The 14,983-nt window shown below is 47.1% G+C and carries 13 protein-coding genes; 7 read left to right on the top strand and 6 right to left on the bottom strand.

What is annotated here, in order from left to right; genetic code table 11:
• The first annotated feature begins 198 nt into the window (after nt 1–198).
• Nucleotides 199–1,044 carry a sugar phosphate isomerase/epimerase family protein gene (locus ADIS_RS00170; protein ID WP_238325340.1) on the top strand — a complete coding sequence of 282 codons (846 nt, stop codon included), beginning with the start codon at nt 199–201 and terminating at the stop codon, nt 1,042–1,044.
• 65 nt (nt 1,045–1,109) lie between these two features.
• On the opposite strand, the gene ADIS_RS00165 is transcribed toward ADIS_RS00170, so the two are convergent.
• Complete coding sequence (locus tag ADIS_RS00165) at nt 1,110–2,120, bottom strand: pirin family protein (protein ID WP_010852195.1); 1,011 nt, start codon at nt 2,118–2,120, stop codon at nt 1,110–1,112.
• An 85-nt stretch (nt 2,121–2,205) separates the two neighbouring features.
• Nucleotides 2,206–2,934, bottom strand: a complete 729-nt coding sequence (locus ADIS_RS00160) for a hypothetical protein (protein ID WP_155906952.1) — start codon at nt 2,932–2,934, stop codon at nt 2,206–2,208.
• A gap of 147 nt (nt 2,935–3,081) precedes the next feature.
• Here ADIS_RS00160 and ADIS_RS22835 point away from each other — a divergent pair, with 147 nt between their 5' ends.
• The 3 genes from ADIS_RS22835 (at nt 3,082) to ADIS_RS00150 (ending at nt 6,302) form a co-directional block, all read left to right on the top strand.
• Nucleotides 3,082–3,228, top strand: coding sequence for a hypothetical protein (locus ADIS_RS22835; RefSeq protein ID WP_010852192.1), 147 nt, complete (start codon nt 3,082–3,084; stop codon nt 3,226–3,228).
• A 17-nt stretch (nt 3,229–3,245) separates the two neighbouring features.
• Complete coding sequence (gene rfbA / locus ADIS_RS00155) at nt 3,246–4,112, top strand: glucose-1-phosphate thymidylyltransferase RfbA (RefSeq protein ID WP_010852191.1); 867 nt, start codon at nt 3,246–3,248, stop codon at nt 4,110–4,112.
• Between the two features lie 150 nt (nt 4,113–4,262).
• A complete protein-coding gene (locus ADIS_RS00150) occupies nt 4,263–6,302 on the top strand; it encodes an LruC domain-containing protein (RefSeq protein ID WP_035804076.1) in 2,040 nt (679 codons plus the stop codon).
• An 89-nt stretch (nt 6,303–6,391) separates the two neighbouring features.
• Here ADIS_RS00150 and ADIS_RS00145 read toward each other — a convergent pair whose 3' ends face one another.
• Together ADIS_RS00145 and ADIS_RS00140 are read right to left on the bottom strand one after the other, a co-directional pair.
• The gene (locus tag ADIS_RS00145) at nt 6,392–7,756 is read right to left on the bottom strand and encodes a M20/M25/M40 family metallo-hydrolase (protein ID WP_035804074.1); all 1,365 of its coding nucleotides are present in this window, start codon (nt 7,754–7,756) and stop codon (nt 6,392–6,394) included.
• Between the two features lie 97 nt (nt 7,757–7,853).
• Nucleotides 7,854–9,731, bottom strand: a complete 1,878-nt coding sequence (locus tag ADIS_RS00140) for a CocE/NonD family hydrolase (RefSeq protein WP_035804072.1) — start codon at nt 9,729–9,731, stop codon at nt 7,854–7,856.
• Nucleotides 9,732–10,025: 294 nt separating this feature from the next.
• On the opposite strand from ADIS_RS00140, the gene kdsB reads away from it, so the two are divergent.
• Entirely contained in the window at nt 10,026–10,766 is a 741-nt protein-coding gene (gene kdsB, locus ADIS_RS00135) for a 3-deoxy-manno-octulosonate cytidylyltransferase (RefSeq protein ID WP_010852184.1), read from the top strand.
• Between the two features lie 6 nt (nt 10,767–10,772).
• Here the strand turns inward: kdsB and ADIS_RS00130 are convergent, their stop codons facing one another.
• The gene (locus ADIS_RS00130) at nt 10,773–11,258 is read right to left on the bottom strand and encodes a hypothetical protein (protein WP_010852183.1); all 486 of its coding nucleotides are present in this window, start codon (nt 11,256–11,258) and stop codon (nt 10,773–10,775) included.
• A gap of 85 nt (nt 11,259–11,343) precedes the next feature.
• On the opposite strand from ADIS_RS00130, the gene ADIS_RS00125 reads away from it, so the two are divergent.
• Both ADIS_RS00125 and ADIS_RS00120 read left to right on the top strand, forming a co-directional pair.
• Nucleotides 11,344–11,976 carry a sugar transferase gene (locus tag ADIS_RS00125; protein ID WP_316931185.1) on the top strand — a complete coding sequence of 211 codons (633 nt, stop codon included), beginning with the start codon at nt 11,344–11,346 and terminating at the stop codon, nt 11,974–11,976.
• Nucleotides 11,977–12,163: 187 nt separating this feature from the next.
• Entirely contained in the window at nt 12,164–13,351 is a 1,188-nt protein-coding gene (locus ADIS_RS00120; protein ID WP_010852181.1) for an aminotransferase class I/II-fold pyridoxal phosphate-dependent enzyme, read from the top strand.
• 157 nt (nt 13,352–13,508) lie between these two features.
• On the opposite strand, the gene ADIS_RS00115 is transcribed toward ADIS_RS00120, so the two are convergent.
• Nucleotides 13,509–14,975, bottom strand: a complete 1,467-nt coding sequence (locus tag ADIS_RS00115; RefSeq protein WP_010852180.1) for an SGNH/GDSL hydrolase family protein — start codon at nt 14,973–14,975, stop codon at nt 13,509–13,511.
• Nucleotides 14,976–14,983 lie beyond the last annotated feature (8 nt).

The following is a 14,983-nucleotide window of genomic DNA, read 5'->3' as shown; positions in this document are numbered from 1 at the left end:
AATGAATTATTTGTTGGCAGGTGGTGGGTTGGGTGCTTAAAATTTCCTTTGCCCCGGTTATTTCTAAGCCTATTGGGTTTCTTTTTTGCCGAATCGTTCGTAATCAGCGGTAGTTTGTCCAAAATTTGGTATGATTGTAGCTGTAAACAAAGCAATATACCAAGATAACGCATGAACAATCAACGACGAGAATTTTTAATGAAGACTACGTTACTTTCATTGGCAGGTGCTCTGGGATCTTCCAGCTTGCTGGCTAACCCTTTAACAGCCAAATCAAAAAGAATCGGACTCCAACTGTATTCACTTCGCAATGACATCAAGGACAACGTAGCTGGAGTACTTGAATCAGTGGCAAAAATCGGCTATAAAACACTGGAAGCTGCCAATTACGATAATGGAAAGATTTACGGCATGTCACCGTCCGATTTTAAGTCCACGGTAGGGGATTTAGGGATGGAAATGACGAGTGCCCACGTAGGCGGTCCTAGGGGCTATTCCAAGGAAACCCACGCAGAGGCCATGGATTGGTGGAAGAAGGCGGCTGAGGACCATGCTGAAGCCGGTGCAAAGTACCTAATTAAGCCTTCCATGCCCATACCCACAACGTTGGGTGAACTGCGGATGTGGTGTGATTATTATAATCAAGTAGGAGAGGTTACCAAAGCGAGGGGTCTTATGTTTGGATTCCACAACCATTCCCGGGAATTTGAAAAGATAGAGGGGGAGATCATGTTTGACTTTATGTTGAAGAATACAGACCCCCAGCTTTTTTGTATGGAGCTGGATGTGTATTGGTGCCAAGAGGGAGGATATAATCCGGTAGACTATTTGAAAAAATACAAGGGCCGCTTCCCGCTACTACACATCAAAGATGAAAAAGAGATCGGTCAGAGTGGTAAAATGGATTTTAAGGCCATATTCAAAGCGGCTTATGCACAGGGTATGAAGGAGTATTTTGTAGAAGTGGAACGCTATAATCATCCGCCAATTGAAAGTGTGCGCCAAAGCTATGAATTCCTTGCCAAGGCTTCTTTCGTGAAATAAAAGAGAGGTGGCAGACATAAACCAAAAGGGCCTTTACAAAACTTGTTTGTACAGGCCCTTTTGGTTTATTTCACTTCTTCGCGTCCATCCGCATGTAGGGCAAATCTGCCCCGGTCTTTCGGATGGGTATGTTCTTGGCTTGGCCATGGCCATCCGCCAAATTGCGTACGCTGAAAGTCATAGATGGCCTGCTGGATTTCCTGATGGCTGTTCATTACAAAGGGGCCGTGCTGCACCACTGGTTCGCCCAGTGGTTTTCCCTGAAGAAACAGGAAATGACCCGTTTTAGTCCCGTTTTGGATGGATGTTTCCTCGGTTGGCTCCAGATCTAAAGAATGCCTTTCAGGAATAAGCCTGCCTTCCACTTCGATAGACTCACCAGAGTAGAAGAACAAGGTTCGGTTGATGCCTTTTGACGCTGCCGGAAGGGTTAGCTTGGCACCCGGCTGCATGTGGATATGCCAGATTTGCACTTCATTGGCCGGATCTGCTGCCCATGAATCCGGAGCAGGCGTAGGCGCTTGCACATCCCCAAGCTTGCCGGCTATCACTTTGATGGATGATTCGCGGCCACCTTCATCTACGACGCGCTTTACAGGGATGAGTTCATGCCACATCATCAGAAAATGTGCGGAAACTTCCTTGCTTTTCTTCGGGAGGTTTAGCCAGATTTGAAAGAGTAACAGTTCGTTCTTTTCGTCCTCGTTGAGCAAGGGAAACATCTCCGAGTGCATCACACCACGCCCGGCGGTCATCCACTGTACGTCACCTTCTCCAAAGCGGCCTGCCGCACCCAATGAATCAGAGTGATCCACCAGTCCTTTTTCTACTATTGTGACCGTTTCAAAGCCTTTATGGGGATGGGAGGGAAATCCAGGTATTTTGCTGCCATGGTACATGCTCCAGCCGTCCTTTTCCTGAAAATCCCGCCCAATGAGGCGGCCTTCCAACGATGCGTCCGGACCCAATTGTCCATTTCCGCGGGGAAATACATCGTGATGGTAGGCACAGAATAAGAAAGGATCCTGGGTGACCCATTGTGCACCGAGCTGTCTGATTGTTTTGATGCGTGTCATAGATAAAACCGATTTACGGAAATTAATGTATATACATTTAATAACACGGTATCTGTTCAAAAGTTCCCGATTCTGCCAAAAATGGTCAGTTTACCCCCCTGAACTTGGACAGGTATCTGCGATAGACGATCTGTCCTTGGAACAGAATGTCTGTAAATGCATTGTATTGGTTTAGACCATCGATCTTATCCGAGAAGGACACCAAAAAACCAGCTTCGAAGGCCAAGTCTGAGTAGAGGTCTAGCTTGTAGCAAATCCCTCCCCGAACGGGCAGGTAAACTGAAGAGCGGATCTTGTTTTCAATGTAGGTAGCATGGTTTTTTACCATAGTTTCCCGATTGATGGCCATGAGTATGCCAAGCCCGGCACCTCCATATAGGTTGATTTGGTTTCTGTAGGCATGTCCATCCTGTTGGAACAAATTAAATGTGGGCATCACATCCGCAAAAATGATATTCGAGCTCGCTTCGACCGCTTGTTCACGTTGTACCCAACCATCGATTATATTGCTGTTATAATAGGACATTTCGCGGCTTTTGTAAAACTGATACCCAAAGGTGGTCCGCAGATCAACGTGAGAGTTGATGCTTCTGGCATAGCTCACAGATAGAGAGGGTCTGACGTTGAAATCCAAGCGGGCGAGCGAACCGCCGTTATCGGCGTACATAAACGATGGGCCGAAGCCGGCCTGCAGGTAATTCTCCCGAGGAATTTTCTCCTTATAGAAACTTTGGCCGTGGGAAACGTGGTGAAACAGAAGGAACAGGAAAAAGAACAAAAGGGAAGTGGCAGTGTTTGGCTTTATATTCTGCATGATTTTCATAGGTGGCTTTCGGCGGTTTCGTTTAACTATTAACGTCTGGTGCCATTTTTTGTGATAAAAAAGGCATCGAATTTTCAGGCGAAATTATCTCGATTTGTTCGTAATTTTTATAATTTTATGTTTTTATTTTTATAACACATGATAAAACAGCTATATGAAATTGAGTCTGCCTACCGGACAGGCAGGCTTAACCTAGAAGTCACACACTGGGATGACCATTTTTATGTGACCTGCCTGCCGGAAGGTAGGCGTCCCGATGAACCGGGACTAAGTTGTGACCTCTAAAAAACAATTATAAACACATGAAAGGAATTATTTTAGCAGGGGGTTCTGGAACCCGCCTTTACCCGCTTACCATAGCCGTGAGCAAGCAGTTGATGCCGGTATACGATAAACCGATGATTTACTATCCCTTATCTGTACTGATGATGTCCTTTATCCAGGATATTTTGATCATTTCGACGCCGGAGGATATCGGTTCGTTTCAGAAGTTGTTGGGAGATGGATCCCAACTTGGCTGCCGGTTTTCCTATGCGGTTCAACCAAAACCGGAGGGCTTGGCCCAAGCCTTTATCATCGGAGAGGAATTTATTGGGGATGACAAGGTGGCATTGATCCTGGGGGATAACATCTTTTATGGTACTGGTTTGCAGCCTACTTTGGTAAAGCATACCGACCCGGATGGGGGTGTTGTATTTGCCTACCATGTCAATGATCCGGAGCGTTATGGTGTGGTCGAATTTGATAAAGACGAAAAAGTGATCAGCATAGAAGAGAAACCTGCCCATCCCAAATCCAACTATGCTGTTCCGGGACTTTACTTTTACGACAATAATGTGGTAGAGATAGCAAAGAACATCAAACCCAGCGTGCGGGGCGAACTGGAAATAACCGATGTCAATAACGTATATCTAAAGAACGGTAAACTGAATGTAGGCATTCTGAACCGGGGAACGGCTTGGTTGGATACAGGCACCCATCAGTCACTGTTACAGGCAGGTCAGTTTGTAGAGGTAATTGAAGAGCGGCAGGGGCTTAAAATTGGCTGCATAGAAGAAATTGCTTACCGAAGCGGTTACATTGACGACAACCAATTGCTCAGGCTTGCAGATAGACTCGGAAAAAGTGGGTACGGAACTTATTTGAAGGCGTTGGTGGGTACTTTGTAGGGTATCCATTTTCTGGGTTGCTGTTTGTCGATTCTTTTGGTGGTTTTGGCGATCAGTAGATGCATTTGAACTACTATTTTCATCTGGCCTTTCTCTTTAGCGTACTTTTACATAACGTTTATAAGAGACGGAAACTTTTCCATTACGATTATGAAAACAAACAGCTTATTAATTCTAACACTTGCGATGTTCACAGCAATCAGCTCCTGCGATTTCCGTGAAACCATCGACCGAACTCCACTGGACGAAATCAGAGAGGGGTACTTGGGTATCACCGTCCCGAGTGGGTTTGATTTCTCTACTACAAAGCAAGTTGAGCTGACGGTTTCGGCCGTAACAGGAGAGGGTATAGCCATTCCTCACGTTGTTTACAGGGTTTACGATGGCAATCCTTCAAAAGGTGGCACGCAGATGTCCCAAATTCGGTTGAATGATCAGGGCACTGGCCTTACGTCTTTGGAAATACCCCGCCATTTAAATGAATTATGGTTTACAAGCGATTACATTGGCGTGGAACCTATTGCGGTGGTACCCGTCACTGGCAGGCAGGTGGTATATTCTTTCGATGCCGCAAAGCCGAGTATTCTTCCCGATTCTTTTTACCAAACTACTGAATCCGCCAATGCTCGGGTCGAAACAGTTTCCGATCTTCTGAACCTTGGCACGTGGAACTCCCAAGGACGGCCTAATTATTTGGAAACGCCCGATAAAATATCCGCGCAACTGTTGAAAAATGTAAATGCGAGTTTGCCGGAGAGAGCGGACGTAAGGAAACATAGTCCTGAGTTTTTAAATCAAAAATATTCTAGAGAGCTACATCTGAACGAAGATGCTGAAGTATGGATCACGTATGTGCATACGGGAGCTGGATACCGGAACGTGATCGGTTATTATTGGTACAAAGATGGAGAAAAGCCCAAAACAGCGGCAGAGATTAAAAACCGAACGGTCATTTACCCAAATATTCAGGCAGGCGTGCTTGCCTCGGGAGATAAAGTAAAGCTTCGGGGACCCTTGGATGGCGTTTTCGAAAAAGGGACGAACATTGGCTGGTTTTTGATCGCAGATGGATGGAGAAACAGTGCCATTACCGCGGGAAGATGGACTTTGTATGCGGACCCAGACCTGAATTCTTCCATTCGCGATACCAACTTGAGAGATCACATGGTCTTCTTGTACGATGCCACGGACCGGGTTCTGCTAATGGGCTGGGAGGACATCAAGCGCGATGAGAGTGGATGTGACCATGATTTCAATGACGTGGTATTCTACGCTTCCTGGAATCCGATCACCAGTGTGGATTTATCGGATTATGCCAAAATAGAAGCCGACATTAAAGACCGGGACGGCGATGGTGTATCCGATGAAACCGATGAATACCCAGATGACCCAGCCCGTGCATTCAACAATTATTCACCTGGAAAGGCAACCTTCGGAACATTGCTGTTCGAAGATCTTTGGCCAAGTTACGGTGATTATGACCTAAATGACTTGGTCGTGGATTATCAGGTAAATGAGGTGTCCGATGCACAAAACCGCATCAAAGAAGTAAATTTTACGGCGGTCGTTCGTGCTACCGGGGCGGCGTTCAAAAATGGATTTGGGGTGGAATTGCCCATACCCGCCGATAAAGTGGAATCTGTAAAAGGGTATCGACATACAGCCGGATACGTTAAGACCCGTCAAACAGGTGTGGAGGATGGACAGCGTCTAACAACGGTAGTAGTAGCTGACGACGTGAACCGAAATTTCCCGGTTATGGCCAACGTTTATCCTGAGAACACGGTCCATCCGGCAGACACGATTCGGATAACCATCGTTTTCACCGAGGCGGTGAGAAAGACGGACCTTGGTTCTGCCCCCTACAATCCTTTTATGATAGTCAATCAGGATAGATCCAGAGAGGTGCACTTGATGAACAAAAAGCCCACAGATCTGATGGACGTATCGTTGTTCGGATCAGGTGATGATCAATCAGTGCCAGGTCAAAGCCGCTACTTTGTTAGTAAACGAGGATTCAATTGGGCACTGCACATACCACGCAGTGTTGGTTATACTTCCGAAAAGGTTGATTTCACAAAAGCTTATCTGCGTTTTGCCGACTGGGTTAAATCAGGAGGTCAGCAATATGCGAACTGGTATGTGGATACCGATGGTCATATCAACAAGAGTGCACTTTTTAACCGATAATGTTTGATAATAAACGCCAAAAGGGCTTTTCCAATACGTTGGGAAAGCCCTTTTGGCGTTTATTCATGTGCTAAATGCAGCATTCCCTATCATCTAACGGGCTGGGGAAAGACAGCAAGACTTTCAACCCCGCCTTCCCCTACGCTTTGAACAGCAAAGAAGTAATTGTCTTTGGAGTAAGGAAGCATCAGGGATTTGTCGGTAGTGTAAAACTTCTTCTCCCACATCGATGCACTGGTTTCCCGCATCAATACGTAATAGCCAGTAGCAGTACCCTGTTCAGGATCATTCCACTTCAACAGTGTATGGTTTATGTTCTCGATAGAAACAGCCCTCGGGCTTAGGTCTAGGGACACGTCCCGTGGGACGGAAGGTGCAGAGGCCAGGTTTGCCAGTACGGCCACGTTTACCGCGGTATTTTTGCGCAGGTATTCATAGTCAATGTGGTCTATAAGGTCTCCATAATCCGCTCCATCGTCGGTTCGAAGGTCCTGGTGCTGTTGGTAATAATTTTCATTGAACTCGCAAAGACGGATGGCAGTAAATCCCTGCCGGGCAAAGGGTGTGTGGTCTCCACCCCGCATAAATCGGTCATTTCGGTAAATGAGTTTTATTTCCAACTGATCTACATAGCGTTCGCCCACATCTTTGATATAACGTGCAAGCTGCCGTGACTTGCTGTCGTTTTCCCCATTTGTGACTTTTCGGATGGCCTCCATCTGCTCGGTTTCCACCATGGGGATCCCTTCTGAGAATACCCGAAGTCTGGTATTGTCCCGCAACTGGGTGCCATTGGAGGCACTGTTGCCTATCATGTCGTTGTTCAGCATGGCCACCAAGTTCCAGTTTTCGGTCTTTGCTTTTTTGGCGAGGTAGTCGGCACCTAGCAAGCCTTGTTCTTCGCCTGAGACAATGGCAAACACGATCGTGGCCGGGAAGGGTCGCTTGCTAAGTATTCGGGCCATCTCTAACACGGCCACCACACCCGAACCATCGTCGTTGGCACCTGGCGAGTCGCTTTGCCTGTCCATTACATCCGAGACCCGGGTGTCAATGTGGGCGCTCACTAGAAAAACCCGGTCATCGTTTGGGTCGGTACCCTTGAGTGTTGCCATCACATTGCCGGTTCGGGTATCCCTATCTACCCGACGGCCATCGGCCTTTTCAGTATAGTAGTCGATTTCGGCGGTTAGTCTTCCCCCAGAAGTCTTGGCGAACTCATTGAATAGTGCCAGCACATATTGCCTGGACGCTTCTATTCCACGGGTAGGCTGATCTTCACTTAGGGTATGTCGGCTACCAAATCCTACCAGGTTTTCGAGGTAATTTCGAAGATTATCGACCTCTACCTCATCCACCATCCGGGCGACTACCTGGTTTCGCGTTACCGTGGGAACCTGGCTGAACAGAAAGGAGGGCATGACAGTCAATACTACAAGAAGTGCTTTGTACATTCTGGTTGATGGTTAAATGAATTGGACAGGATTTGTAGGTTTATAATGGCTTTTTTGGGTAGTATTTGCGCTATTATTGGTATGTGTGGGCTAAGACTCACTTTCTTTCCAATACCTGAACCTCCAGGTGGGTGGGGTGGGAGATAGAGTGATAGACCCTATGCGTCGCTTTCACAAAATCGCTATCCGCTGCCTTGAAGATGTTTTCTACGTATCGTTGAGGGTTCCGGTCGATCAGTGGAAACCAGGTACTTTGGATCTGAATTTGAATTTTGTGGCCTTTTTTGAACGTGTGGAGCACATCCTGGAGCCTAAAGTCTACCTCAGTCACCTCATGGGGCACGAATGGCTTGGGGTCTGAGAAGCTCTCTCGATACCTTCCCCGGATGACCTCCGATCTAACCTTCAGGTGGTAGTTGCCCATGTCCATGCCTTCCTGCACGTAATCGTGGTTTGGCGTGTCTCCAGGAAATACGTCGACAAGTTTTACGATCCAGTCTGCGTCTGTCTCACTGGTCGACACGCGCAATCTTGCCATAATTTCCCCTCCAAGGGTGATGTCCTCGTCAAGTACATCCGTTTCGAACACAAGTACATCCGGTCTCCTCGCGGCGAACCGCTGATCGTCTGCCATGTATTTTCTGGGCGTAAAATTCAGCTTGATGTCCTGGCTGTAAGGTACCGGTTTTTTTGGGTCTGAGATAAATTCCTGGTACCCGAATCCATCGGGTTGCTCGGTGGTCAGTTTTCCCTCATCCTGCAAGTAGTAATTCACTTTTCTGGCCTCCTTTGGTGGCCACTGAGCGAAGGTTTCCCATTGGTTGGTGCCTGTATCGAATAGATATGCTTCTGGTAATCCCGTTTTTCCGTCTCCAGGCCCCTTCAGAAAATGGTCAAAAAACACGAATTCAATTTCTTTTTGATACCAAGTGGAAAGGGAATCCCCAAAATACATGCTGGATACGGTTTGGGCACCGGGTTCACCGGCCCAGTCGCCATGGGACCAAGGGCCCATTACGAGGGTGTTGTAGGCAGATTCACTGTTTTTTTCGATTGTTTTATAGATTGAGAGTGGTCCGTAGAGGTCTTCTGCGTCGAACCACCCACCCACGGTCATGACGGCGGGCTTAATGTCCTTAAGGTGTGGAATGATAGATCGTTTTTGCCAAAACTCGTTGTAATCTGGGTTTTCTTTCAGCTGTTGCCAAAAGAAATTGTCTTCTCCGTAGTACTTGTCAGCGTTTTTTAGGGAACCCATGTCCATAAAAAACTGGTATCCATCCCTTGTCCCTGGATCAACCATCTCGTACCATGGCTCGTCCGTCGGCCCTGGTTTTTGGTATCCAAAGACAGTGGTGGCCAGCCAGTAGCTCAGAAAATAGGCCCCATTGTGGTGGAAGTCGTCAAAATAAAAGTCTCCGATCGGAGCTTGGGGAGATACGGCTTTGAGGTTGGGATGAGCAAACGGCAGAGCTGCAGCGGAATAAAAACCCGGATAGCTAATTCCCCACATGCCTACCTTTCCGTTGTGGTTTTTCACATTTTTCAACAACCAATCAATCGTATCAAAGGTGTCCGTGCTTTCGTCTATCTCCTTGGATTTATTATTCCTTACGGGGAGGGTCGGACGCATATTGTCGTAAGCTCCCTCTGACATCCACCTTCCCCGTACGTCTTGGTAGACTACAATATAGCCATCCTCCATTAAATAGGGAGAGGGGGCAATAGAAGTACGAAAATTGCCCTCGCCATACGGCCCTGCACTGTAGGGGGTTCGTTGCATTAATATGGGATATGCCTTGCTTTTGTCTTTGGGTGTGTAGACGACCGTATGCAAATGAACTCCATCGCGCATGGGGATTCTATATTCATGTTTTTCGTAATGGAAAGACACGTATTCCGATTGTTGCCCAAAGAGGGGGAAGACAAAGAGTCCAAGCAGCACGACTAGAAAGTGTGGTAAGTTTGGTTTCATGGTTTGTGTGAATGGGTGGTAAACGATTTATTTCTGGATTTAGCGATTTTACCTATGAATCAGAACCATAGATTTGATTTACTTTTAAAAATAAGCAAAAAGTATGACGGTTGGTCGTATCGGCAGTTGGATTGTTGATTTTTTTACCCCTCTTTGTGCACCGATTAAGTCGAAAGTACTTTTTACGGAGGCAGCTATTTTTTGGAATACCGCCGAATTATAGCACGAATTTTGTCTAATTTTACCCCTAACTTGGGAGTTTGTACTGGCTAAATTCATTACAATTATAAACACATGAAAACAATTGCGCTTATTCCTGCCAGGTTTGGCGCCACTCGATTTCCTGCCAAACTGATGGCAGACCTTTACGGGAAGCCCCTAATTGCGCGAACCTATTTAAGTACGGTAGCTACCGGGGTTTTTGACGAGGTAGTGGTGGTAACTGACCACGAAGATATCGCTCGGGTGGTTCAAGCGGAAGGAGGGTCGGTATTTATGAGCAGGCAGGAGCACGAAAGCGGTTCAGACCGGATAGCAGAGGCCGCTGCGGAGATGAATGCGGATGTGGTGGTTAATGTTCAGGGCGATGAGCCCTTTCAAGATAGGGTGTCATTGAGCGAGTTGGTGGAAACCTTTACGGATCCGACTGTTCAGGTGGCTTCTCTCATGACAACCATTACCGATGGAGCCCAGGTCCAAAACCCCAATACGGTAAAGGTGGTCATTGACAAGGATCAGTTTGCACTGTATTTTAGTCGGTCTCCTATTCCGTACATACGGGAATCTCCGGCTAGGGTCAATTACTATCGTCATATCGGTATCTATGCCTACCGAAAGGAGCTTTTGATGGCCTTTACCCAGTGGGAGAAATCCGGACTGGAACGGACTGAAATGCTGGAACAGCTAAGGTTATTGGAAAATGGCGTTCGTATCAAAATGATCCATACGGAACATCAGGCCGTGGCAATTGATACTCCCGACGACTTGGAAAGGGCCAAAGCGTACTTTCTAAGCTATTTCAGTCATTTGCTATAGGGATTATCAAAAGCGTACAGGTGAGCTTCGCACAAGTGGCTTCTGGATTCGAATAAATCCTTCCCCTTCTTTGGCATGGCAGACGTTACATCCGAGGGTCAGTGTTCGGAAACCTTCGTCAAAGACCGCTTTGTCTTCGCTGGCAATGGCTTCCTCTACAGAGGGAACCGTTTTTTCCAAAAAATCCTTTGAGGACGTAGCTCGGACTGGTCTCCGGGTGAGGCCATCTTCTAGGGCTTCTACCAGATGCTCAAGCTGATGTTCTGCATATTTCCAATTTTGGTCTTCGCCTGCCCAATACAGTTCACTGTACCGATAACTGACTTCTACCATGGTTCGACTAAAACCACCGAGTTGGTGGGCAATCTCCTCCATTTTTTCTTCATCGCTCCCTTTCAGCCAACCGTTGTTTCCAAGTTCGGAATAGGTATCGGTTTTGTGGTTACACGCAATCAAAAAGGCAAAAGAGACAGACAGTAACAGATATTTCATTTCTATTGTGTAATTTTAGTTCCAGTACTAACGGGCTTTTCCATTCTAATCCTGTTTATTTTCTCTTTTGAGGATACTCTGAGCGATGGTTGGAAAATCGTTTCCCAGCATGATTTACAAAAAATATTTTAAACGAGCAATGGATATTTTTGGGGCGAGTATCGCTTTGATGGTTTTTAGCCCTGTATTTTTAATCGTATTATGCATTCTTTTCATTGAAAACCCCGGTAATGTTTGGTTTCGTCAACAACGGATCGGACAAAACCAAAAGCCATTTAACATATTGAAGTTCAAGACAATGAATGATAAAAGGGATGCGGTTGGTTTACTGCTTCCAGATGGCCAGCGAATCACGGCATTTGGAAGCCGGGTACGTGCACTGTCGTTGGATGAACTTCCGCAGCTGATCAATGTGCTAAAAGGGGACATGAGTTTGGTGGGGCCTAGGCCACTTTTAGTCGAGTATTTGCCCCTTTACTCTGCCATGCAGGCAAGGCGACACGAAGTACGGCCGGGAATTACTGGTCTGGCTCAAGTAAATGGTCGGAATTCCATTTCTTGGACACGTAAATTTGAATATGACGCGGAATACGTAGATAGGATTGGTTTTTTTATTGACATTCGCATTATCTGTTTAACCCTGGTTAAGGTGTTTACAAGGGAGGGGGTCAATCATAGCCCAACGGAGCCGATGCCGCCGTTTAACGGTAACAATTAAATCGCCATTTAACGAAAGAGTAGGTTTTGATTTTCGAGGTGAAAATATTCCTCCGGGATAGTTCTCTTATTCAATAAAAATTTCCGTTATTTCGACAGTTGAGCGGGCTGTTTCAAGTGAAACCGCCCAGTGGTGAGAGAGTATGGAATTTTTGAGTCTATTACCAAACCGGTTAACCAATGATTCTATGGAAAAAGCTATAGACAAAGCCCGGGTTGGATTCTCGCAGGGAAAATCGGCCAAGATTTGGATTTCCTCTCCTCATATGGGAGGCAGCGAGGAATTTTATGTCAAGAGGGCCTTTGAATCAAATTGGGTAGCCCCGCACGGTCCCAATGTAGACGCATTTGAGGAGCAAATCGTCAAATTTACCGGGTGCGGTCATGCAGTGGTGCTTTCCTCAGGTACGGCTGCGCTCCATTTGGCGATGATTCTTTTGGGGGTGGAAAAGGACGATTATGTAATCTGTCAGAGCCTAACCTTTGCAGCTTCCGCAAACCCAATTCGTTACCAAGAAGCACTTCCTGTTTTTGTTGACTCCGAGCCTGATACCTGGAACCTATGCCCGCAGGCACTTGAGGATGCGATCAAGCACTGTCTTTCAGGTAAGATCGGCGCTAGGGCGCAACTCCCCAAAGCGATCGTAGCAGTTGACCTATATGGTATGCCCGCAAAATGGCATGAAATACGCGAAGTAGCCGACCGCTATGGCATACCCATTATCGAGGATGCGGCTGAGGCACTTGGGTCAACGTATCAGGAAAAATTTTGTGGTACCTTCGGTGATATCGGGGTATTCTCCTTCAATGGAAATAAAATAATCACCAGCAGCGGTGGGGGGGCGCTTGTTTCCAAAACCAAGGCATTCGTAGACCGTGCCCTGTTTCTATCGACACAAGCGAGGGAGGATTATGCCCATTATGAGCATACTGAGTTGGGATATAACTATCGGATGAGTAATATTTCTGCCGGAATAGGCCTCGGACAGATGGAAGTGCTTTCCATTCGGATAGATCAGAGACGTCGTAATTTTGCGCGTTACAAAGCCGAACTGCAAGAATTTGAAGGACTGGTGTTCAAAGATGAACCTGCGGGTTCCCATTCGAATCGCTGGCTAAGTACGCTCCTCGTTAGTCCTGATTTGACGGCTGGTATTACCCGCGAGGATATTCGGATAGGTCTCATGAAGAGCAATATTGAAGCAAGGCCTATCTGGAAGCCCATGCACCTTCAGCCGCTTTACAAGGAGATGCCCTTTGTGGGCGGATCCGTCGCTTCTTCCCTCTTTGATAAAGGACTTTGCCTTCCAAGTGGCTCTAACCTTACTGAGGATGACTTGGCCCGAGTGATTGCATGCGTCCAGGAAACGCTATAGTAGACATGTCGGTGAATCCTTCCCCTGCATTAAACTTATAAATTCGATAGTCCAGAGCTGATGGTACGGATAGTAAAAAAAGGACCAACTACCCATTGATCCGGAATGGGCAGCTGATCCTTTTGTATTTTTTTTGGTTTTGTTATTGTATTTGATGCTATCGGGGAAGGTCATTTCCCATAAACTCATTGGGGTTTACTTTCGGTATCGTAGATCCCCATTTTTCATTAATTACCTCAATAAAATGGTTGGCGATAAATGCACTGGCCCTCGCATTGGGGTGTACACCGTCGACGGAAAAACCTCCGGCAGGGGGAACGATGCTCGCTGTCAGGGCTACCCCACCGGCATTGATTTGGCCTTGCAGTACACGGTTCAACAGATTGTGGATATCTACCAAAACCAATCGAGTGCTCTGGGCTTGCACCGCATTTGCTATGATGGTATTGAATGTATTGATTTTTTGGGAGATTTCCGCTATCTCTGAGGGGATCAAAACGTATTCATCGCCTACTGGAATTGTTAACCCGACAATATTCAGCGGATTGCCTCCCACAGTGGTGCCAAGCACCTGTGCCAGTGGTAGAGTTGCGCGGTCGTTCGCATTGCTTTTACGTATAGAGGGTAGCCCGAATGCGGACAAATCGGTAAGGGTTTCATCGCTCATTACAAAACCATTGGCCCCCACTTGGAAGGAGATCCTGCGTAGGTTCCTTTCTTCTGCGGTGATGAAGTTCCCCGCCAATGCTTGGTCCAATCCCTGGTTGTATGCTTGGTAAGCTGCGTTTGCGAGGGGCAACTGTGCTGAGGTGAGAGGGAGCGCATTCCACGGGATCAGGGTAAAATAAGGGAGCACATTTATGTTGGGAATATTGGCAACGGCCCCCTTAGCCTCCGGGTTCGCCTGTAGCATAGCGCCAAGGGCAAGGCTGTACCTGCTGGCAAAATCCGCATCAGAGGTTAGAATTGAAGGATTGGATGCGCCGGTAAGTGCATACCCCAGAACATCGTTTTTGCCCAGCCAGAAGGTGAAGAATGTTCCGCCGTTTGCTAACGCTGCCGCTGCATCACCCACCAACGTAGAGCTTCCTGGATTGCTGGCAAAACGGGCATACTCTGCATTGAAAGCCGGATGGTTGGGTTGGTTGATGTTACCGGTTTCTGGTATCAATGCGGTGCCAAGACTGATTCTGTTTACGCCAAAGTTATTCAGAGCAGCCTTATTTCCCGTGAAGGGGGTAATTGGATTGCCCGGAACGATGGGATCCGGAAGAATAGTACCAGTGGTGGGGTTGGCGCGTAGGATGAGTCTGCCCAAGCTTATTCCCCCAGGTCCCGGTCCAAAGAAACCGACTTCTGCGTTGATCTCCGGCACATTGAAGGGGCCGCCACCCACCTCTTGCATTTGACGGGCCAAGATCACCGCGAAGGAGTTCTGTTGGGATCGGTTATAAAGTGCACCATCCATGACACCGGCGGTAATGGATGAACCTAACGTTACCATTTTGGTAAAGTCCGCTTGTCCGGCACTTGGTTCTACTACTGGCGTTTCAGGAAAGTCATAATTACAGGCTGCCGCCAGCGCCAGAAGAACTACGAATATTGATTTGATGATCGTTTTCATGGTTATGG

This window comes from Lunatimonas lonarensis, assembly GCF_000390185.1.
GTDB lineage: Bacteria > Bacteroidota > Bacteroidia > Cytophagales > Cyclobacteriaceae > Lunatimonas > Lunatimonas lonarensis.
The sequence above is the reverse complement of the archived record's forward strand: the minus strand, read 5'-3'. Positions and strand labels throughout refer to the sequence as shown.